The sequence below is a fragment of the Pseudomonas sp. NFACC46-3 genome (assembly GCF_900114515.1).
GTDB classification, from domain to species: Bacteria; Pseudomonadota; Gammaproteobacteria; order Pseudomonadales; family Pseudomonadaceae; genus Aquipseudomonas; species Aquipseudomonas fluorescens_Q.
Map to the genome: position 1 here is coordinate 200,033 of NZ_FOTH01000001.1, position 21,716 is coordinate 221,748.

The 21,716-nt window shown below is 60.8% G+C and carries 10 protein-coding genes and 1 pseudogene; 6 read left to right on the top strand and 5 right to left on the bottom strand.

What is annotated here, in order from left to right:
* Positions 1-112 precede the first annotated feature (112 nt).
* From BM300_RS00905 to BM300_RS31565, 5 genes and pseudogenes are all read left to right on the top strand, one after another.
* Positions 113-1,297 carry a tetratricopeptide repeat protein gene (locus BM300_RS00905; protein WP_072339009.1) on the top strand — a complete coding sequence of 395 codons (1,185 nt, stop codon included), beginning with the start codon at positions 113-115 and terminating at the stop codon, positions 1,295-1,297.
* Positions 1,298-1,319: 22 nt separating this feature from the next.
* Entirely contained in the window at positions 1,320-1,862 is a 543-nt protein-coding gene (locus tag BM300_RS00910; RefSeq protein WP_072339011.1) for a tetratricopeptide repeat protein, read from the top strand.
* Positions 1,862-2,236 carry a hypothetical protein gene (locus tag BM300_RS00915; RefSeq protein WP_072339013.1) on the top strand — a complete coding sequence of 125 codons (375 nt, stop codon included), beginning with the start codon at positions 1,862-1,864 and terminating at the stop codon, positions 2,234-2,236. The genes BM300_RS00910 and BM300_RS00915 overlap by 1 nt, the downstream gene beginning before the upstream one ends.
* Before the next feature lie 209 nt (positions 2,237-2,445).
* Positions 2,446-3,600 (top strand): annotated as a pseudogene (locus tag BM300_RS31560) (FIST signal transduction protein); the annotation flags it as partial.
* A 372-nt stretch (positions 3,601-3,972) separates the two neighbouring features.
* Positions 3,973-4,473 carry a methyl-accepting chemotaxis protein gene (locus tag BM300_RS31565; protein ID WP_223471818.1) on the top strand — a complete coding sequence of 167 codons (501 nt, stop codon included), beginning with the start codon at positions 3,973-3,975 and terminating at the stop codon, positions 4,471-4,473.
* Positions 4,474-4,630: 157 nt separating this feature from the next.
* On the opposite strand, the gene BM300_RS00925 is transcribed toward BM300_RS31565, so the two are convergent.
* Both BM300_RS00925 and BM300_RS00930 read right to left on the bottom strand, forming a co-directional pair.
* Positions 4,631-6,061: a diaminobutyrate--2-oxoglutarate transaminase gene (locus tag BM300_RS00925; RefSeq protein WP_092221825.1), complete on the bottom strand. Its 1,431-nt coding sequence runs from the start codon at positions 6,059-6,061 to the stop codon at positions 4,631-4,633.
* Positions 6,062-6,097: 36 nt separating this feature from the next.
* Complete coding sequence (locus BM300_RS00930) at positions 6,098-6,313, bottom strand: MbtH family protein (protein ID WP_018600641.1); 216 nt, start codon at positions 6,311-6,313, stop codon at positions 6,098-6,100.
* A gap of 203 nt (positions 6,314-6,516) precedes the next feature.
* On the opposite strand from BM300_RS00930, the gene fhuF reads away from it, so the two are divergent.
* Positions 6,517-7,254, top strand: coding sequence for a siderophore-iron reductase FhuF (gene fhuF / locus BM300_RS00935; protein ID WP_092142014.1), 738 nt, complete (start codon positions 6,517-6,519; stop codon positions 7,252-7,254).
* Positions 7,255-7,261: 7 nt separating this feature from the next.
* Here the strand turns inward: fhuF and BM300_RS00940 are convergent, their stop codons facing one another.
* From BM300_RS00940 to BM300_RS00950, 3 genes are read right to left on the bottom strand one after another with little or no spacing between them, the layout of a single operon-like run.
* Positions 7,262-8,905, bottom strand: coding sequence for a cyclic peptide export ABC transporter (locus BM300_RS00940; protein WP_092461690.1), 1,644 nt, complete (start codon positions 8,903-8,905; stop codon positions 7,262-7,264).
* Positions 8,902-12,687 (bottom strand): non-ribosomal peptide synthetase, encoded by a 3,786-nt coding sequence (locus tag BM300_RS00945; RefSeq protein WP_256575775.1) that lies wholly within the window; start codon positions 12,685-12,687, stop codon positions 8,902-8,904. Before BM300_RS00945 ends, BM300_RS00940 begins: the two co-directional genes overlap by 4 nt.
* The gene (locus BM300_RS00950; RefSeq protein WP_170861993.1) at positions 12,687-21,707 is read right to left on the bottom strand and encodes a non-ribosomal peptide synthetase; all 9,021 of its coding nucleotides are present in this window, start codon (positions 21,705-21,707) and stop codon (positions 12,687-12,689) included. The genes BM300_RS00945 and BM300_RS00950 overlap by 1 nt, the downstream gene beginning before the upstream one ends.
* Positions 21,708-21,716 lie beyond the last annotated feature (9 nt).

A 21,716-nucleotide genomic window follows, 5' to 3' on the forward strand; every position in this document is an offset into this window, starting at 1 on the left:
ATGAGGCGTTGAAATTGCCTGTTTAACGCATGACAGGCCGCAGCCATCAAGGCAATAATCGCCCGGGAGAACCGCCTTCCCCTTCTTCCGATCGCCGAAAAAGAATCCATTCATGACCATTGATAACTCGTCCGCTGAACAGAATCGCCTGGCGCGCCTGCTCACTTTCCTGGGGCATGATCCGACCAACCTGGCGCTGTTGGCCGACGCGTTGGCATTGGCCATCGATCTTGGCGACGTCATTCATGGCCAACAATTGATCGACCACATGAAGACCCAGGCGATCGAAGAACCCAACATCTGTGCACTGGCTGCCCATGTGTCCTTGCAGGCCGGCCAATATGCAGAAGCGGGCGCTTTCGGGGATAAGGCAATCGAAGGTGGAATCAAGCATCCAGCGGTTATCTTCAACACCGCCCAAGGGCACTTTTACAGCGGCGACTACGCAACTGCCCATACATTGCTTTCGCGCCTGAGCCATGAGGCGCAAAGCCCTACTTCGCTATTGGTGATGCATGCACGCGCCCTGCATCAACTGGAGGAGACTGAAGAGGCCGAGGCACTGGTTGCGCGCGCATTGTTGCAAGATCCGGCAAACATCGAGATTCGCGGGCTACTCGCTCTACTGCAATACGAGAACGACAACTACTCTCCAGCATTGATCACTGCCCACGAGACACTGGCGCAGAACCCTGATCAACTCGATGCGCTGATCGCCTGCGCCTCGGTCCACTTCCACCAACACAACATCACTGCATCACGCAACGCCTGGCTTCATACAATCGCTGTGCATCCTGAATGCGGCCGGGCGTGGTCCGGGCTGGCGCGACTGGAATTCAACGAACTGGAATTCGACGCGGCTGAAGAGCATCTCAAGACGGCGGTCAAGTTCATGCCGGACCACATCGGTACCTGGCATCTTTTGGCCTGGATCTACATTTTGCGAGGGGACAGCATTCAGGCCCGCCGGGCGCTCGACTGCTCTTACGCACTGGACCGTAACTTTGGTGAAACCCATGGTGGATTGGCAATCGTCGACATCCTGGAGGGAATGACAGAGCGTGCCCAAAAAGGTATTCGCCGTGCACTCAAACTCAAACCTGACGGTCTGTCGGCTCGATACGCTGAAGCCCTTCTCCTCCAGCAAGCCGGACACCCGGAAAAGGCAGCTCAAGTGATCGATCAGGTTCTTGACCGTACGAGACCCGATAGCAGCGACACTGGCAGGGTCCTGATGGAGAACTGGCTGCAAACACACCAGAACAAGATCCCCGACCGTCATCCGGACCAACACTAAGCCATCGCACGCGGAGCCCCACATGCTGGACGCATCGGAATATCTACACTTGGCCATCAATGCCAGCCAGAACGGTGACCACCACGCCGCCCTTAACTACCTGAACGCAGCACTTGAAATAGAACCGAAGAATGCAGCGGTCCATTACTTTCGCGCCGCCGAACATGCCGAGCTCGGCCTGCTGGAGCGTGCACATGCGGAAATGATCGAGGCACTTGAACTAGATCCCGAGATGGATATTGCGCGCTTCCAATTGGGTTTGCTCAGCCTGCAATTATCGAAGCTGGACGAAGCCCGAAACGCCTTCAACTCACTGCTGAACACATCGCAGGATATGAGCCTCAGGGAATTCTCCGGGGCCTATCTGGAACTGCTCGACGAACGTACGTCGAACGCTATCACCCGGCTGACTCAGGGTCTGACAGATTGCCCTAATCCGGCATTAAAGGCAGATATGGAACGAGTGCTGGCCAGTCTTTCAGACACCGCCGCCCACATAACTCCTGATCCTACCGAACCTGCGGTATTTCTTGGTGCCTACCGCAACGCCTTCGAGACGCCCTGATGAGCAAGATCGATTCGACTCGCCTCTCCCAGGTCCTGGCTGCGCTGGCCAAGCCTAAGGAACGAGTAACATCGAGCGCAACAAACAACACCAGCGCTGCCAAGGCCAAAAAGGGCGAAAAAGATCTCGAAGTGCTGCGCGTACATTTGCAAAGTCGTCTTCGAGACCTCAAAAGAAATACTGAAGATTTCCACGAGGCGGCCCCAGTCATCACCGTGCAGGAAATCCTGCGCTGGGAGTTTGGCGAAAGCATTCTGGAACATCCCGAATTCGGCAGCATTTCAAAAAAAGTCGCTGAAACCATGCTGGAGGATCAGGCATTGGAGAAGGCCATCTACGGAATCGTTGATCGGATGGTGTCGCCTGAGCCCTAACTCATCCACGTAATGCAGCGAATCTGCCGAACTCGTACGAAAGTCGCTATCCAACAGACGGAGCAAACCCCAACCAAAAGCCCCTATGGACCGCCCCCGCAAATAGCACAAGCTCACGCCCATACAAGTCCCCAGCCGTGACCGCTACAGGGAAAGGACTCCGCACGCATACCTCGTACGCGTCACGTCGCGCTCAACCGAGTCCAGCCATGAACCTACTGAACCTCTTCAACACTGCCCGAGCCCGCACTCAAGGGGCTGTAAGTGTGGCCTGCACCTCTGCTGAATTGGACCAGGCGCTGGCCAACGTACGTATCACCCCTGTGTTGGTCACCGGGTTCGTCTCCCCTCACCTGGACATCGACCGGGTCGCCGCCAAGGTCAAGCAGCGTTTTCCCCAAAGCGCCATCAGCTTGTGCACGACGTCGGGTGAGCTGTGCAACGGTGCGAACACGCTGTACTGCCAGACCGGCGAGAGCTGGGATCGGGTGGTGTTGCAGCTCTTTGACGCCAGTGTGATTGTGTCGGCTGAGGTGGTGATGGTGCCGCTGGAGTGCGAGGACATTCGCGGAGGCGGCAAGCGCTTGGCCATGCGTGAGCGCATCGCCAGGCTGGTGAATAACATCAAGCAGGCGCAAGTGAGCACACCCATTGATCATCGCGATACGCTGGCCTACGTGGTGTTCGATGGTCTTTCAGCTTCCGAGTCGTTCTTTATGGAGGCGCTCTATGAGTCGGGGCGTTTCCCTTGCCTGTTCGTCGGCGGCTCGGCCGGTGGCAAGACGGATTTCAAAAAGACCCTGATCAGTGATGGGCAACGCAGTTATCAGAACCACGCGCAGATTGTCTTCCTGAAAACCGCGGCGGATGTGCGCTTCGGGGTGTTCAAGAGCCAGAACTTCCAACCTGCCGGGCTGACGTTCAGCGTGCTGACCGCGTCGGTCGAAGACCGCACCATCGACCAGGTCATCGACAGCCGGGGGAACATCAAGAGCATGGTCCAGGCGCTGTGCGATGCATTCGAGTGCAGTGCCCAAGCGCTGGAAAAGAAGCTCGCCGATTATTCATTCGCCATCCGTGTGGGCGATGAGCTGTTCGTGCGCTCCATTGCCCGTATCGACTATCAGCAGCAGATCATCCAGTTGTTCTGCGACGTGGCGCCCGGCGAAGAGCTGGTGATGGTCAAGCGCACGCCCCTTCGCGAGGCGACCCGACTCGACTACGAGAAATTCCTCAAGGGCAAGGGCGGCCGTCCGGTGGCCGCTATTCTCAATGACTGCATCCTGCGCCGGCTCAACAACAGCAGCGACCTGGGCAGCATGGCCGGTATTTTCGGGGATGTGCCTTTGGCCGGTTTCTCGACGTTTGGTGAAATTCTCGGTTTGAACCTTAACCAGACACTCACGGCGATTTTCTTCTTCAGGGTCACCAAGGGCGCCAGCTTTGTCGATGAGTACGTCGATAACTTCATCGCCCACTATGGTGAGTTCAAGGCGTTTTTCCTGCGCCGCCAGGTCAAGAAACTGGCCGGCCTGAACCACGTCGTGGTCAAGCAGATCATGGCGTTCAAGATGAACGACTTCAGCAGCGCCTTGGACACTCGCGGCCTGGACAACACCATCCTGCCGGTGTTCGACGGCCTGACCGATCTGGGCCAGGTATTGGCCCAGGCCAGCCAGCAGCAAGCGCAGATGGCGACGCAAATCAAGCACTACTCAGGTGAGCTACACCTGTCGATGGATGACCTGACGGGCACGATAGACCGGCAAAACAGCGTCGCCGAGCAGGCCGGCACGACCGTCGAACAGCTTGCCACGCAAGCGGGTGAAGCGGTGGTCGGCGCCCGTGCGCTCGCCAGTTCGAGCTTGCGTATTCAGTCGATCGTACAGGTCATCCAGCAAATCGCCGGGCAGACCAACCTGTTGGCCCTTAACGCCGCCATCGAAGCAGCGCGGGCAGGTGAAATGGGCAGAGGGTTTGCGGTGGTGGCGGATGAGGTCCGCAAGCTCGCGGAAATCACCCGCAAGAATGCTGCGGAAATTGGCGTGGACATTGACCTGCTCTCGACGGAGATCCAAGGCGTCGCCCAACAGATCGAAGACCAGTCCGTCGCCGTCAGCGCCCTGCGCGAGATGCTCGATGCCCTGGAAGACTCGAGCCGCACCACCGAAGGCACGGCACAACGCACGAAGGCCATCGCGGACACCTTGACCGGGCTGACCCACGCCAGTGCCTGAGCAACTGTTGCAGGGTTTGGTGTTGAATCTGGATGCTGTGGGCTCCCGCAATCCTTTGTGGGAGCAAGCTTGCTCGCGATAGCGGTGGATCAGCTTGCATCGATGTTGAATGTGCCGCCGTCTTCGCGAGCAAACCTGGCTCCCACATTGCAGCATTTCATGCGATATGCAACGTCCGGCCCTTGACCTCCACGAGAGCATTGGCCAGGGCAACCTGGAACAGTTCGACCAACACGTCGACCTCCTCGGCCCGGATGATCAATGGCGGCAGGAACCGCACAACGGCACCATGGCGCCCCCCGAGCTCCAGAATGACGCCCAAGCGCAGGCATTGACGCTGGATTGCCTGGGCCAATGCCGTATCGGCTGCTGGGACACGACTGTCGCTCGCCGTGTCACTGACGATTTCCACACCCACCATCAGTCCTCGGCCGCGTACTTGGCCCAGGCAAGCATAGCGGTCCTGCAGCTGGCGCAGAGCCGCCATGAGTCGTTGCCCCATGACATCGGCATGTCCCGGCAAGTCTTCGCTGATGATATGGCGCAGCGTCGCAGCCCCCGCAGCCATCGCCATTTGATTGCCGCGGAATGTGCCGGCATGGGCACCTGGCTTCCAGGTATCCAATTCTTCGCGGTACACCATCACGGCTAACGGCAGGCCACCACCGATGGCTTTTGAGAGTACGAGGATATCGGGCTCGATATCCGCGTGTTCGAACGCAAACAGTTTGCCGGTCCGACCCAGGCCGGTCTGGACTTCATCGATGATCAGCGCCACGCCGAACTTACGGGTCAATTGGCGCAAGCCTTGGAGCCAGCGTATTGGCGCAGGGATCACGCCGCCCTCGCCCTGCACGACTTCGACCACCACCGCCGCGGGTGGCAGCACACCCGACTCCGGGTCGCTGAGCAGTTGTTCGATAAAATGCAACCCGGCATCGACACCGGCTTCGCCGCCGATGCCGAACGGACAACGGTAGTCATAGGGATATGGCAGAAATTGCACATCGGCCATCAGCGAGCCCAGTGCCTGTTTCGGCCCCAGGTTGCCCATCAGGCTCAACGTGCCCAGTGTCATCCCGTGGTAGCCGCCAGAGAACGACAGAATCGGTTTGCGCCCGGTGGCCGTCCTGGCCAGCTTCAAGGCCGCCTCAATGCCATCGGCACCGGTCGGCCCGCAAAACTGGATGCGAGCATGACGGGCAAAGTTTTCCGGCAGCGCGTTGAACAGGTCTTCGACGAAGCGATCCTTGACCGGTGTCGTCAGATCCAGGGTGTGCAAGGGCAAGCCGGAGTCGAGCGTTTGGCGCATGGCCGCGATGGCTACCGGGTGGTTGTGCCCCAGCGCCAGAGTTCCCGCCCCCGCCAGGCAATCCATGAACAACTGACCTTGGGTATCACGAACATAGAGGCCATGGGCCTCTTGCAGCGCCAACGGAATACGCCGTGGATAAGACCGGGCATTCGATTCACGGGCCGCCTGGCGCTGAAGATACGGGTTGGTGTTCAGTTCACGCGGTGCTTGCTGGCGAAACTGTTCCAGCGTGAAGGTTGCGCTGGATGATAGACGGGGCTGGACGCTTTCCATATTGAATCCCTGAGGTAAAAACTCTGTCGCGGGCGATCAGCCCTGTCCTTGTACTTGCATGGCCTGGCGCAGGCTCAGCGGGCGCATATCGGTCCAGACCTTTTCGATATAGTCCAGACACTCTTGCTTGCTGCCTTTCATGTCGAGCGTGCGCCAGCCATTGGGCACGCTTCGATAATCCGGCCAGATCGAGTACTGCTCCTCATCATTGACTACAACCAGAAAGCGCGTATCCGGACTGTCCAAACTCATTGCTTGCTCCTTGACTGACATGGCGGAAAGACGCCTACGATACAATACTAATGGTAGCGATTCTCATTAATTTTTAAAAATTCATACACTGTTCTCAAATTTCCCTATCGACGATGAACAGTCGCAAGACGGCAACGCCCTGTTTATACTTCGGGCCCCTCTGAACGATAACCGCTCTCAATTCGCGGTCCACGGATGAGTCGATGATTCCCAGCCTTGCCCCGCTGTTCACCGGTCCGCTTGCCGACCATGGTGAAAAGCTGCAACTGCGCAGCCATCCCCGTACAGACGTACCGGGGGACAGGTTCTTCCAGCATGAATATTTCGGCGCATTCGTCGACGACCTGCAGGCACGGTACAAAACCGATGAGCGCCTGGCTCTGGTGTCACTGTGGTCCAAATGGTACTTCAGCACCTTCCTGGCACCCGTGATGGCCGCCAATCTGCTCCAGCAATGCGATCTGCCACTTGCCCTTGCCGACACCGGGATACAACTGGGCAATGACGCCAGGCCACAGGCGTTGCACTTGCCTCATGCCGGCCAGCCTTTGCCAGCCTGCACCGCCTTCGAGCGATTTCATACCCTGGTCGAGGATCATCTGGAGCCCGTCATCGAAACCTTGGTCAGTGTCTCCCAGGCATCGCCCCGGTTGTTCTGGAGCAATGCCGGCAATACGTTCGAATTCGTCACCAGCCGTATCGACCTGCACCCATTGGCCAACGCGTACAGCACCGCACCGGCCAAAGAAATCCTGAATACCCGCCTGCGCCCGAACGGCCGGCGTAATCCTTTGTTCGCCCCCGTGCAGTACCGCGATATCGGCGAGGACGAGCCGCAGCGCCTGAGGCGCATCTGCTGCATTCGCTACCGCCTGCCCGGCGTCGGCTATTGCAGCAGTTGCCCACTCGATGAATGCAAACGGCAGGAACAGCCCGTTTAACTGCAACCTATTTCGCCAGTTGAAAAGGGTTCTCTGTCGCTCGGTCGTAGTCCACGAGATGGCCGTAGTCGAGACGATAGACCCGGTCGGCAACATCGAAATAGCGGTCGTCATGGGTGATTGCAATCACCGTCTTGCCGGCCGCCTTCAGCTCGGGCAGCAGTTCGTTGTAGAACACGTGGCGGAACACCGGGTCTTGATCCGCCGCCCATTCGTCCAGCAGGAACACCTCCCTGCCCTCCATCATCAGCAGTAACAGTGCCAGGCGCTTGCGCTGGCCCTGGGACAGGGCCGTGGTCGACAGGCGCCCGGCAGCGAACTCAACTTTATGGGCCAACCCAAGGCGGTCCAGGTAATGATCCACCCGGGCCTCAAGCCCCTCATGATTGCCCGCTTCGCCCAGCACATCGGCGAACAGATAGAAGTCGGCAAAAATGGCGGCGAAATGCTCCCGGTGCCACTCGCTGGTGTGGGTATCGAGCACCACGCCGTTCAGCGAAACCTGCCCAGAGGTGGGAACGTAGAGCCCCGTCAGGAGCTTGGCCAGGGTCGACTTGCCACTGCCATTGCCACCGACAATGAAAATCAACTCGCCGCGACGAATCGACAGGTCGATCGGCCCCAACTCAAACGCAAATTCGTCACTTTGCCCGGGATAGCGGTAATGCACGTTTGACAGGCGCAACTCACCGAAGGGTTGCGCCGCTTGTGCAGGGGTCTTGAACTGCACCGTCTCACCCAACGCCAGGGCATCGATGGCCTGCAAGGCAACATGGCCGCGAATGACCGCAGGAATGGCATCCAGGATCATCGAGATCGGCGTGCGCAGAAACATGATTGCCAGAACGTAACCCACCACGACCTGTTGGCTGAGCAACCCTAGTCCCTGGCCGAGAAAGAACAGCGTACCGATCAGCACGAACACCAGCAGTGTCGTCCAGTTCAGGTTCACCGCCCACAGCGTGTCGGCACGTACCGACGCCTCCAGCGAGGCCCGCGCGATCGGTTCGAGCTTGCGCTCATAGAGCAGGTGCCGGCGTTCCCGGCTCAGGCCCAACTCGCAACGCCCCTGGATGGCGGCCTCGAACTGCTCGGTCAACTGGTCATCCTGCTGCCGCACGGCCTGCATCAGGGTCTTGACCTTGCGCCCCAGCAGCACGTCAAGACCGACCCCAAGGGCAATCACCCCCAGGGTCAGGAAAAAGAACGGCATGCTCAACCAGGCCATGTAGGCGAGCCCCGCCAACAACAGCAAGCCGTTGTACAAGGAAATCGGCAGTTGCTTGAACGCCGTGGCGACGGTGGTCACGTCCTTGGTCAGCGCGTTGTAGATACGCGGGCTGCCCAGCCGCTCGATGCGTTCGAGTACTGTGCCCAACACCTTGCCCACCAGCCGCAGGCGCAATTGGTAAACCAGGCGATGCCCGATCTGCACCAGCAGCCATTGCGACGTGACACCGCTGATGAACAATAGGATCAGCAGACCACCGAACAGCAACAAGCCCCGGCCGATATCATCGAGCCCATGCTCCAGGCTGCGGTTGATATACCCGATCAGGCCGATACTGGTTGCCGCGCTCAAGGCGCTGCTCAGAATCGCCAGCAGAATGCGCCATCGAGCATCGTGCAGCAGTTCTTTCAATAACATCATGAGACAGACACCACCTTGGCAGAGGTTTGCAACAGTAAAGGCAACAGGCTTTCGACCAATCGAGGCTCTGCGAGCATCTCGTGATGCCCCACGTCCAGCGTCCACTGGCGAACAGCTTGGTGGGTATGCGCTTGCCACTGAGCACGCAAGTCGGCATGGGCATTGCCGCGCCAGAGCCACAGCGGCACATCAACGGTGGGCAAGGCTTGCTCATACAAGCGCATCTTGATCGAGCGATATTGCGCCAATAGCGTGAGCAAATCAGCATCGGCGGCTCCCCATTGCAGATGCGCACGCACCTGGGCATCGTTGAGCAAGCGGGCAACGCCCTCGGCATAGTCCAGACCTGCCAACAGGCCCGTCACACGTTCGCGCAGCGACTCACCGATTGGCTGGGCGTGAGTGCGGCAGTAGAAAGCAAAATCGGCAATCAACTGGCCGGCTTCGTCGCCCTCGCCGGCCAGGCTGCGCTGCGCATCGTGATCGAGCACCACAAGCCCTTCGACGCTAAAGCCGTGGGCTTGTAGATGGGGCACCAGCATCAATGCCAGCCGCGACGCCAGGCTCCAGCCCAGCAGCACCAGCGGGCGCTGTTTCAGCTGGACAGGGATGCTCGCCACATATTGCTGCAACAGCACGTCCATGTCGTCTTCATCCCAGCCCTTTTCCAGGGCGGCCAGACCAAAGACAGCGGCTTTACCGTTTAGATTCTCTACCAACGGCTGATACGCCTGCAGATGCCCTTGCGCGCCATGCACCAGCAACAGGGCCGGCGCATGTTCATGCGCGTCATTCAAGACGTGCCATGGGCCGCCGCTGTGATCGTTACCCAGGCCATGAACCAGGTCACGGACGGTATGCCGCTCGAACAGCAGATTGGTCGGCAATTCGAGAGACAGGCGCTCGCGAATCAGCGACACCACTTTGATCGCCGCCAGCGAGTGCCCACCGACGTTGAAGAAATTGTCGGTCACCCCCAGCTCGTCGACACCCAACACCTCGCACCAAATCGCCAGAATGGCCGTTTCGAGCTCGCCCACGGGCGCCACGCGAGTGTTCTGCAAACGCTGCCTGGCGCGTTCGAGCAGGTTTTTGCGATCAAGCTTGCCATTGCTGTTCAGTGGCAGCGTCTTGAGTGCAAGGATACCGCTGGGCAGCATGTAGTCCGGTAGCTGGCGAGCCAGGGCGGCGTACAGTTGCTCGGTCGTTTGCGACAGGGCGTCGTCCTTGACCACGAAAGCCAGCAAGCGCCCATGGTCGCCTTCGCCGTCCAGCAAGACCGCAGCCTGCAACACGCCCGGCTGGGCCAACAAAGCCTGTTCGACTTCCGCCAACTCCAGGCGAAACCCACGGATTTTCACCTGTTGATCATTGCGCCCCAGAATGCGTACGGCACCATCGGCTTGGCGCAAAGCAAGATCACCGGTGCGATACAGGCGCTGGCCACTGAGTGGATCGACACCAAAGGCACCGCCACCGACACCACCCACATAACCGCGCCCGACACTGGCGCCACTGATGCACAATTCCCCGGCCTGGCCTGACGGCACCGCGCGTTGCTGGTCGTCGAGCAGGTGGATGCGGTTATCACCCAATACCTGATTCAAGGCGCTATCACCCACGCCCTGGCTGACATCGATCGCACGCCATAGCACGCCAACCGTAGTCTCTGTCGGTCCGTAATGGTTGTAGAGGCGACAGGCCGGTTTCGCTTGGGCCAAACGGCTCAGCAAATGCTCACTGAGCGGCTCTCCGCCCAGTACCAGGACCTGACGTGGAAGAATGCCGTTGGGAGCGTGCTCGCCCATCAGCGCTTCGAGGTGCGAAGGCACGATTTTGAGCACGTCCAATGGGTAGCGCTGAAGTTCTTCGGCGAACGCCCGGGCATCGGTCACGGTGGACTGCTCCAGCACATGCACACAACCGCCCTGCAACCAGGCCGGAAACAACACAGTATTTCCCAGATCCGCGAGCAGTGAAGACACCAGGCCATAATGCCCGGCCTCGGGTAACTGGAGCGCGCGGGTCACTTGCGTGACGTAATGGCGCAATTGGCCTTGCTCGATTTGCACACCTTTGGGCTTGCCGCTGGTGCCTGAGGTATAGAGCACGTAGGCCAGGTCTTGCGCCGAACCCTGCACCGGCGAATCGAACACCGGCCCCGTGCATGCCTGTGACCAGCACAGGGTGTCGACCGAGGTATCGGGCAGCAGCCCCTCTACGTACAGCAACAAGGCCGGTCGGGCATCCTCGATAATGTCGGCCAGCCGCAGCGGTGGTTGTTGAGGATCCAGTGGTAGGTACGCAGCACCGACCTTGAAGCAGGCTAGCATCGCGATCAACATCTGCGCCCCACGGGGCAAATACAGGCCAACCACGTGTTCATGGCCAACACCGGCCTGACGCAGGCTGCCGGCAACACGATCGCTCAAGGCATCGAGTTCGGCGTAAGAGAACATTTGCCCCGCATAGCGCAGCGCCGGCCGATCCGGATGTGTCCGGGCGTGCTCGCGCACGGTGGCGACAATATCGAGATCCGGCGCCAGGACGGGGCGCGTCGGTAACGCGCGCAACTCCTCGGGCAAGTGCGGATCGACGCCAGTGATGAGGCCGTTGGGCGACTGCAGCAATTGCTCGAGCCAATGGGCGAAGCGCTTGAGCAAGACCTGCATCTGCTCTTCACGGTACAGACCACGGTCATAGGCCAGTGTCAGTTCCCCACTGTCCTGGGCATCGAGCGTCAGTTGCAATTGCAGTTCGACCGGGGTGTCGAAGGACAGGACTTGCAGCCCCTCCAGCAGCGGTGCATGCACGACACGCAGCCCGGTCTGAAAGCTGGCACGCCACTCGGGCAATAGCTGAGCCTGACCGACATATTCCTGCCAAGCCACCGCGTTTTCCAGTTGCCGTGCCAATGGCCGGGCCAGGTTGATCCAGGTGCTGTGTTCGGACACCCGCACCACCATCGGCAGCGTCTGCTCGAACAGCCCATAGGCTCCCGAGAGTTCTTCATAGTCATCGCGAGGATCGTGCTGCAGACCCAACTGGCCGTGCTGCTGGCCATTGAGCCGGCCCAGCAATGAGCCCCAGGCGGCCAGGGCCAGCGCTTCGGCAGCCACGCCTTCGCGCGCGGCCAGCGCCGTCAACGCCGCTGGCAACGTCTGCGCAAGCTTTAGCTGAACAACGGCATGGTCGCCGCTGGCGATACCATAGCGCTCGATCAGGCGCATGCCCGGTACGTCCTGCAAGGCCAGGTTGCGCCAGAACTGCGTGCCTTGCTCGGCATCCTCGTCCAACTGCAGGCCATTGATCCACTCGACGTATTCGCCGTACTGCATGGGTTCAGTGTCAAACGACGCGGCACGTCCCAACAATTGCTCCTGCAACTGGATCAGGCTGCGTTGATCCAGCGAATAAACCGGGACCGCCAACAACAGATAATCGTCGAGTAGCCAGGCCAACACATCGGGTTGTTCGGCAAGGCAATGCGCCTTGGCCTCAAGCAGCCACTGTTGCTCATCATGCCCGTCACCTGAACGTCCCTCACGCCAGCTCAGGCGCAAGTCGAGGGGCTCGACCACACGCTGGCGCAGTCCCGTGGCGCCAACCGGGCGCTGGTAGCGCAAGCGCAACGCTTGATGCTGCTGCAAGCCGTCACGCAGTCGCTGTTGGACAGTGGCCTCGGGCACGCCCGACAGTTGCATCCGAACCCAGCGCCAGGCCTGCGGATTGGCCTGGGCCAGTTGTTTTTGTTGAGGTGAAAGCGTTAGTCCAAGGTCCATCATGGTTTCAACTCTGCGGGTGTCTCTTCGGTCTGCGCCGGCGCAGCCATGACCTGATCACGACCATAGATTTCACCCATGGCCACCACAATTTTACGCTCGCCTTCGAACGGATCCCGGGCGTGCGCAGCCAGCATGTTATCGAGCATGACCACATCGCCCTGCTGCCAGTCGAAGCGCACGGCACAACGGTCGTAGGCAGCGTTGATGGCCTCGATGGCACTTGGCTCAAGCTCGGAACCATCACCGTAGAACACTTGTCTGGGCATCGCAGTTGTCCCGTCGCGCAGGAACTGCTCACGCACATCGGCATCGAGAAAGGCCGGGTGATAGAGCTGGATCTGATTGAAGAAGCTCTCCTCTCCCGTCAGCGGGTGCAGGATCACCGCAGGACAAACCTGACGGGTGTGCAGATCGTTGGCGCCGCGCCACTCAAAATCGATGTTGCTCTCACGGCAGATCCGCTCGACTTGCTCGCGCTCCTCGGTCTGGAAAAAGTGCTGCCAGCTGACGTCCAGGCTGGTGCTGAAATTGCGCACGTACATCAGTTGCTTGCGACGCAGGTTCGCTTGCAGCCAGGCCGGCAGTTCACGGTAAACCTGGCGGCTGTCGACAATCGGGGTCGCGCCACCGGAAGTGGCGGGCGTCTGGCAGTAGAACCATTGGCGACGCGGCCAGCGATGCTGATGAGCACTCTCGTTGTGGAACAGGATCATCCGATCCTTGGGATAGGGCGTGGACTTGTAGATGTTCTTGCCGCCCTCTTCCTTCGGCAGGTCACCGTACTGACCATATAACTGAGGGCACAAGGCTTGGCAAAAAGCCTCGAAAGCCGCCGGCGTCGGCAAATCAAAGCCACGCAAGAGAATGCCACCGTGCTCGCGCAGCCAGCTTTCGACCTTCTCACGGTTGGCCTCAGCCCAAATGGCCGGTGCCAGTTCGCGGTCACGCAGTTGAATCAACAGGGGGAACTTCGAACCTTCGCGCAACGGTCGGGCTTCAAAGGGCTCGCGGGTAACGGGCGATCCGCTCTGGCGCATCTTGCCCAATTTGCTCATTTTGCGTTGCAGCGGATTGTCCGTGGACATTGCAGCAGTTCCTTTTGGAGTCGGAATCAGGGTGTCGATTGGGTTGTCCGGTGCGCCGAGGGCCATGTCCAGCAGGGACTCGAAGGCATCACGCAAGCGTTCGACCGTGACCGGGCGGAACAGGCTGGTGCGATACACCCAGCGCAGGTTGAACACATCGCCGTCTTCGCTGGCGAACAGGGCCATGTCGAACTTGGAATGGTGCTGCTCGCCCGTCAGTGGTTCAACCTGCAGATTGCCGAGTTGGCGTTGCTGGCGCGGCGTGTTGTCGAGGACAAACAACGTCTGCAACAACGGGTGGACATTCGCCACCCGTGGCAGCTCCAGGCACTCGACGACACGCTCGAACGGGGTGTCCTGCCAGGCGAATGCTTGCAGACAAATCTCCCGGACCTGCTGCGCTTGCTCACGCAAACTCAGTTCCGGTTGCACGCGGATACGCAAGGCCAGCAGATTGACGAAAAAGCCGATCAGCGATTCAGTGGCCGGATGCTCGCGGTTGGCGACGTCCGTTCCGATCACCAGATCACGGCCTTGCGTTTCGCGCTGCAGCACGGCGGCATAGCACGTCAGCAGCACCATGAACGGCGACGTTGCGCTGTCCTGCGCGAAAGCCTTCAGCCGGCCAACCGTGGCCGCTGACAACTGGAAGTCCAGGGCCGCCCCGGTGCCGCTGTCGCGCTCCGGACGGGGAAAATCGAACGGCAGTGGCACCTGCGCGGGAATGCCGGCCAGGGTCTGTCGCCAGAACGCCAGGCCTTCACGCTGACGCAGCTGTACCGCCGCCGAACCTTGCCATACGGCATAGTCGACGTACTGGATCGCCAGTTCGCTCTGGGGCGGCAGCGCGCCCGTGCTGTACGCTTCATAACCCTGGATCAGTTCATCCACCAGCACAGCGCCGGACCAGCCATCGGAGGCGATGTGGTGCATGACCAACTGCAGCACATGTTCCTGCTCACCGAGGCGGTACAGGACGGCCCGCAGCGGTGCCTCGCTGGCGAGGTCGAACGGTCGCAGCGCAATGTCGCGGGCATCGACCGGCCACTGCGCGGCGTTCGAGGCGATCACTTGCAACGCTACCGACATCTGTCCGTGAATCCGCTGGTACAACTCGCCGTTACGCTGGTGATAGGTGGTACGCAAGATGGCATGACGGTCTACCAGCCGGTGCACTGAACGCTCCAGGGCATGACGGTCCAGTTGTCCGCGCAAGCGCACATTGCTGTTCATGTTGAAGCTGCTGTCGGCCAGGTCCAGCTGCTGCATCAACCAGACGCGTTGCTGCGCCGAGGACAAGGGTTGCTCAAGCTGCCGATCGACCTGAGGGATCTGCAACGAAGCCAGATCCAGGTGCTGCGCAAGACCCTCGATGCGCTGCGCAAGGTCCGTCAGTACCGGCGTTTCGAACAGCCAGCGCAAAGGCACTTCAAAGCCCTGTTCCCGCAAGCGCGCACGCACCTGGGCCGCCATCAGAGAATGCCCGCCCAGTTGGAAGAAATGACCGTCAGCAGGAATCTGTTGCAGGTTCAACACCGCTGCCCAGACTTCGGCCAGCAACGCCTCGCTGGCCGTCAGCGGGCGCTGGACGTCCCCCTCGCCGCGGTTTTCCAACTGCAAGCGTGGCAGCTGTTTACGATCCACCTTGCCATTGGTATTGAGGGGCAGTTGTTCCAGCGCCTGCAAATGCGTCGGCAGCATGTAGGCCGGCAAGCGCCCCTGTAAGTAGGTACGGATGGAGGCTGCGTCGGGTGGATTGTCGGGATTGGCGACCCAGAAGGCGGCCAGATGCTCGCCTTGCACGGCCACGACCGCCTGCAGCAGTTCGGGGTGGCTGAGCAGCACGGCCTCGATCTCTCCCAGTTCGATACGATAACCACGCAATTTGATCTGGTCATCGGTGCGACCGAGGTAATACAGCTGCCCATCCGGCTGCCAGCGCGCCAGGTCGCCGGTGCGGTACAAACGCCCACCGTCACGGCTGAACGAATCGGCAATAAACCGTTCGGCGGTCAACCCAGGCTGCCCGGCATAACCGCGGGCCAGACCGTCACCGGCAATATAAAGCTCGCCCACACAACCGGGAGGTACTTCGCACAAGTGCTCATCAAGGATGTGGCAGCGGGTATTGAGCAATGGCCGGCCAATGGGTGCGACGGGCAACTGCAAGGCACCGATCGGCGCCTGGGTGGACCACACCGTGGTTTCTGTCGGGCCGTAGACGTTGACGAGGTGAGCCACGCATTGCCTGATCTCGGTCGCCATTTCCGCCGCCAGCGCCTCACCACCGGCCAGGGCCACACGCCCGGCCAGCACCTGGCGATCGCCTTGCAGCAACATCGCCCAAGTGGCCGGTGTAGCCTGGATGAGATCCACCGCCTGGTCCTGAATCAGTCGCGCAAGCAACATGGGGTCCTGTCGTTCTTCATCATCGGCCAACACCACGGTGCCGCCGCGCACCAGCGGCAGGCACAGCTCCAGGCCGCAAATATCGAAGGTCACCGTGGTCAAGGCCAGATAACGCTGCACGTTTTCCAGTGGCAGCGCCTCTTCCATGGCTAGCAGGAAGTTGGCGAAATTCCCTCGACTGATCTGCACGCCCTTGGGTTGCCCGGTCGATCCGGAGGTGTAGAGCGTGTAGGCCAACTGTTCAAGCGTCGTCGCCAATGCCGGGGCTTGTGCAGGGAACCGAGCCAATGGCAGGTCCGCCCACAGGCAACTGCGCAGGTGTTCGGGCAGGTCCGCGAACAGCTTGTCGCAGAGCAGCAATTGCGGTCGAGCGCGGGTGAGAATCTGCGCCTGGCGTGCCGGTGGATGAGCTGGGTCGAGCGGCAGGTAGCAAGCACCTGCCTTCTGGATCCCCAACAGGCACACCAGCAGTCTTTCGTCCCGAGGCAGGCAGAAGGCAATCGTCGACTCCTGCCCTATACCCTGCGCCAGCAGCCAATGGGCCAGGCGATTGGCCTGGGCGTCCAGCACCGCGTAGCTCAAGCGGCGATCAGCGCAGCACACCGCGATACGCTCAGGATGAACGGCGGCCTGTACTTCAAAGCGCGTGACAAAATCGGCCTCGCTGTGCAGATGCATGGACTTGCCCGCCACGGCCAAAGTTGCGACTGAACCCAGGGGAATTTCCAGCAAGCGCTGCTGAAGATCGAGGCTGACCAGGCTGGCGAGCAATCCCTGGTAATCCTCCATCAGCCGTTGGGTGGTACCGGGGCGCAACAGCGCAGTCGCGTATTCGACAATCAAGCCGGTACGCGCATCAGTCCCGCGGCCTTGGGTGAACAGATTGAACGTCAGGTCGAACTTGGCACTCACCACGCCGTCCGGCAACGCCAGCGTTTCCACGCTGATGCCCGGCAAGTTGAGGCGGCGCGAATCCCGATGGTCGGCCTGGTAGTTGAACATCGCCTGGAACACCGGCGTGCGATCCAGGCTGCGCTCGACATCCAGCATGTCCAGCAGTTGCTCGAACGGCAGCGCCTGATGGGACAAATCATCGGCCAACTGCCCGTTCAGGGTCTGGATAAAGGCTTGCAGGCTTTGCCGGGGATCAATCTGCACCCGATGCGCCAGTGTGTTGACGAACAAACCGACCAATGCCTGGCTCTCGGCCGATTCGCGCCCTGCCACTGGCAAGCCAATGGCGAAATCATTGCGTCCACCATGACGCCAGAGCAGGAGCTGGTAGGCGGCGAAATACAGCACAAAGGGCGTGACACCCAGTGCCCTGGCCCGGGCCTCGACCGCCGCGCTCAACGAAACGGGCAAGGCCAGCTCACTGCGGGAGCCGGCGTAGGCCTGCAGCGCCGGTCGCGTGCAGTGGTCGGGCAGCTCCAGCGGTTCGTTGCTCAGACCTTGCAAGCGTTGTTGCCAGTAGGCCAGCAACTGGCTGCCCTGCTCCCCTTCCAGGCCTCGCCGTTGTGCTTCGATCAATGGCAACAATCCGGTAGTCGCAGGCGTGGCCCGGTCCTGGTAGATCTGCGCAAAGTCCTCGACCAACAAGCCCATGGACCAGCCGTCCACGGCAATGTGGTGGACATTGAACAGCAAGCGATAATCACCCGGTGCCACACAAAATACATCGATTGCCAGCAACGGCCCCTGCGCAAGGTCAAAAACCCGCTTGGCGGCCCCGGCAATGGCCACTGCCTGTTGTGATTCATCCAGGTCCTGGAGGTCATGCACATTGAAGATTGCAGCAGCCGTCTCATCCAGGCGCTGCCGGACTTGCCCTTGCTCTTCGAAAAACCTGCAGCGCAATGCATCATGGCGCGAGACAAGGACCTGGCAAGCGCGCTGCAATCGTGGCACGTCCAGATCGCCGCGCAAGGCCAACAATTGCGTAACGTTGTAAGCCGTTGCAGCCGGATCGAGTTGTTGCATGAACCACACTCGTTGCTGGGCATGGGACAGTGCACGTGACGGCGCCAAGGCTTCGGTTGCCGGCTGCGGTGCAACCGCCGGCGACGCTGAGGAGGTCAGAACCCCAGCCAGTTGCCGGGCGCTGGGGTTCTCCAGCAATTGCCGGGGCATCAGGCGCAGTTCAGCCTGACGCAGACGCGCGATCAATTGCAGGCTGAGGATCGAATCCCCCCCTTCGGCAAAGAAGTCGGCGTCCGGTCCCAGGCCAGGCTGCTCAAGCAACTCGCGAAAAGCCGTGAGGACGGTCAGCAACACGGGGTTCAACCGGCCATCGATGCACAGGGCCATGGTCGCCAAGGTGGAATGCTGCAGGACATCGCGTGGTTGCAACTTGAGTCCTTCGCGCGAGGCCAGGCCGATCAATTGCAGACTGAGAATAGAATCGCCACCGAGGGCGAAAAAATCATCGTCGCGTCCGACGTGCGCACAATCGAGAATCTGACACCACAGCTGCGCCAGGCGCTGTTCCGTGACGCCGATCGGTGGCCGGGCGGATGCATCGACCGACTCGGTCTCGGCCGGCTCAGGCAATGCCCGCCGATCCAGCTTGCCATTGGCCGTCAGAGGCAACGTATCCAGCCCCCACCAATGACTGGGCACCATGTGTTCCGGCAATTGACGCTTGGCCTCGGCTTGCAGAGCCGCCAACGCTTCGGTTGCCAGGGCGGGGCTGAGATACGCCACCAGTTGCGTGCGCCCTTTCACCTCGCAGGCCAGCACCGCCCCTTCGCGAACCTGGGGCTGAGCAGTGAGCCAGGCGCTGACTTCGCCCGGTTCCACGCGAAAACCGCGGATCTTGACCTGATCGTCCTGACGCCCCAGGAACACCAGTTGCCCATTGCGATCCAGGCGAACCCGGTCGCCGCTGCGATAAAAGCGTTGCCCCTGGGCAGTGGAACCAAATACTTGGGCGGTCAACTCAGGTTGACCGAGGTAGCCCTGGGCGACCTGAGGGCCTGCGATCAGCAGCTCGCCGGCGACACCCAGCGGCACCGATACGTCATTGCCGTCTACGATGCGCAAATGGCAATCCGATAACGGCTGCCCCAAGGGCAGATACAGACCCGAGTCAGGGGCGTCGAGAGCCTGGATTTCCCCGCAGATCACGCCGACCGTGGTCTCCGAAGGACCGTAATGGTTGAAGATGCGCAGTTGCGGTGCCAATTCACGCACCCGTGCAAACAAGGCCTGATCGAAACCCTCACCGCCCAGGATCAACACATCCCTGGGCAAGACGCGTCGGGCATCGTCCAGCGCCAACAGCCCGCGTAAATGCGACGGCGCGATTTTCAGGCAATCCACGGGCTGCTCGTCGAGAAAGTCAGCCCAGCCTGGCGGATCGAAGGTCAACGACGCTGGCGGCAGAATCAGCGGATCGCCGGCATTCAGCCCGGCGAACACGCAGGTCAGCCCCAGGTCCGCGGCCACGGTCGCCAACGTCGCCCAGCGGCTACCCGGCTTGGCTTGCACGCGTTGACCGATCGCGCTCGCGTAATGTCCCACGTTGCCATGAGTGACCAGGACACCTTTGGGCTGACCGGTCGAACCCGAGGTATAAATGAGGTAGGCAGGCAGGTGCGGCTGACTGAGGCTCTCGCCCAGCCCCTCGGTGGCCACCGCGGACAAATCGGCGGTACTGAGTACCAGGCGCGCCATGTCGACGTCCGTTTCAGGGGCCTCGGCCAGTGTCACCCACAGCCTGGCGCCACTGTCCTGCAGCAACTGCGCAAGTCGCTGTGGCGGCTGTGCCGGGTCAAGAAACAGACACACCGCACCGCGTTGCCAGCAGGCCAGCATTGCCAGCAGTTGTTCCGCGCAACGGGGCATGCACAGTGCAACCACCTGGCCCGGACCTATGCCCTGCCCGGCCAGTCGCGCGGCCAGCGCGCCGGTTGCGGCACCGAGCGTGGCATAGTCGACGGTTTGCCCAGCGCTGCACAACGCTGCCGCGTTCGGCGTGTGCGTTGCCCAGTGAAGTACTTGCTGATCCAGCGGCAAGGGTATGGCGCCCAACGCGGGGCCACTCAGCTCACTCGGTGGCGAAACCAGCTGCAGTTCGGCCAGACGTCGCTGGGGATGGCTTGATGCCTCTTGGAAAATCGCCAGCAAGTCATCCAGCATCTGCTCAACCGTGGCCGCGTCGAACAATTCGTCGCTGTATTCCAACTCGCAGCGCAGGCGCGCGTCAGCGGTACGTACCAGGCGCAGCGTGAGGTCGAAACGTGCATGACGCTGCGGCGGGTCGAGCACTTCAACCGCGACACCGGGCAATGTCAGGGTGCGGCTTTCGGGTAAATCGACCTGGACGAACATTACCTGGAACAGCGGGTTCGAACGTGGACGGTCAAGGCTTTCGAGGACATTTTCGAAAGGCAGCAACTGATGATCGAAGGCGGCCGCGACGGTGTCGCGGGTGCGCAGCAGCGCGGTGGCGAAGTCCGGGTTGCCATGCAGGCGCTGACGGATCACCAGGGTATTGAGCAACGGGCCTATCAAGGGCATCAACTCTGGGCGATCACGTTGTGCCGCCGAGGTGCCCAGGCACAGGTCGTTCTCGCTACTGTAGCGCGACAGCAAGCAACTGAAGGCCGTCAGGCCGTAAATGTACAGCGTCACCCCATGACTACGAATGGCGGCTTCTACCGCCGTCGTCAGCTGCGGCGAAAGCTCCCGGGCAAGCACCGCGCCGCTATGGCGGCGTTGCGCGGGCGCAGGGCGTGGCCGATCCAGGGGCAATGCCAAGGGCGCCGGCGCATCTGCCAGTTGGCCGCGCCAGAAGTCGATATGCTGCCGGCAGCTTTCGCTGTCCAGCCACTCGCGTTCCCAAGCCGCGTAATCGGCGTACTGGATACTCAATTCGGGTTGACGGGCCGGCTCATTCATTGCCAGCGCCCGGTAAGCCTCGGCCAGTTCCAGGGTCAGTTGCTGAGCCGACCAGGCATCGTAGGCCACATGGTGAATGGTGAAAAACAACCAGGTCGATTGCTCTTGCGCGTCGCTGAAGGCTTGCCAGCGCCAAGGCACCGACTGAGCGAGATCGAAGGGCTCGGCGAGCTGGCGAGCATATTCATCGGCGCACCACTGCTCGTATTCAGAAGCCGCCAGGGTCAACGGTTCGACGGATGGCAGCGGCACTTGTTGCGACTCACAATGGGGCTGCATCTGGCCTTGGGAATCGGTGGTGTAACGGGTGCGCAGGATCTGATGACGGTCAGTCAACTGCTGCATGGCCTGCTGCAAACGCTCGCCATCGAGGCGGCCGTCGAAACGCAGTACCGAGCACAGATTGTAAAGGGCACGACCGCTCAGGGCTTCCGCCGACAGAAAGCGCCGCTGCGCCTGCGCCAACGGCATATGCTCACCTTCGCCAAGCACGGCGGGAACGATTGGCAGGCGCCAGCTATCGATGCCCTTCTCGGCCAGGCGCTGGCGAAAGACTTTTTTCTTGTCCGCGGGCAAGGAAGCCAGCCGCTGCGCAATCTCCAGGAAAGCTTGTTGCGTCATCGCACTCAT

Coding starts and splice junctions, on each gene's coding strand:
- BM300_RS00905 (WP_072339009.1), top strand. CDS start 113: ATGACCATTGATAACTCGTCCGCTGAACAGAATCGCCTGGCGCGCCTG.
- BM300_RS00910 (WP_072339011.1), top strand. CDS start 1,320: ATGCTGGACGCATCGGAATATCTACACTTGGCCATCAATGCCAGCCAG.
- BM300_RS00915 (WP_072339013.1), top strand. CDS start 1,862: ATGAGCAAGATCGATTCGACTCGCCTCTCCCAGGTCCTGGCTGCGCTG.
- BM300_RS31565 (WP_223471818.1), top strand. CDS start 3,973: ATGGATGACCTGACGGGCACGATAGACCGGCAAAACAGCGTCGCCGAG.
- BM300_RS00925 (WP_092221825.1), bottom strand. CDS start 6,061: ATGGAAAGCGTCCAGCCCCGTCTATCATCCAGCGCAACCTTCACGCTG.
- BM300_RS00930 (WP_018600641.1), bottom strand. CDS start 6,313: ATGAGTTTGGACAGTCCGGATACGCGCTTTCTGGTTGTAGTCAATGAT.
- fhuF (WP_092142014.1), top strand. CDS start 6,517: ATGATTCCCAGCCTTGCCCCGCTGTTCACCGGTCCGCTTGCCGACCAT.
- BM300_RS00940 (WP_092461690.1), bottom strand. CDS start 8,905: ATGATGTTATTGAAAGAACTGCTGCACGATGCTCGATGGCGCATTCTG.
- BM300_RS00945 (WP_256575775.1), bottom strand. CDS start 12,687: ATGGACCTTGGACTAACGCTTTCACCTCAACAAAAACAACTGGCCCAG.
- BM300_RS00950 (WP_170861993.1), bottom strand. CDS start 21,707: ATGACGCAACAAGCTTTCCTGGAGATTGCGCAGCGGCTGGCTTCCTTG.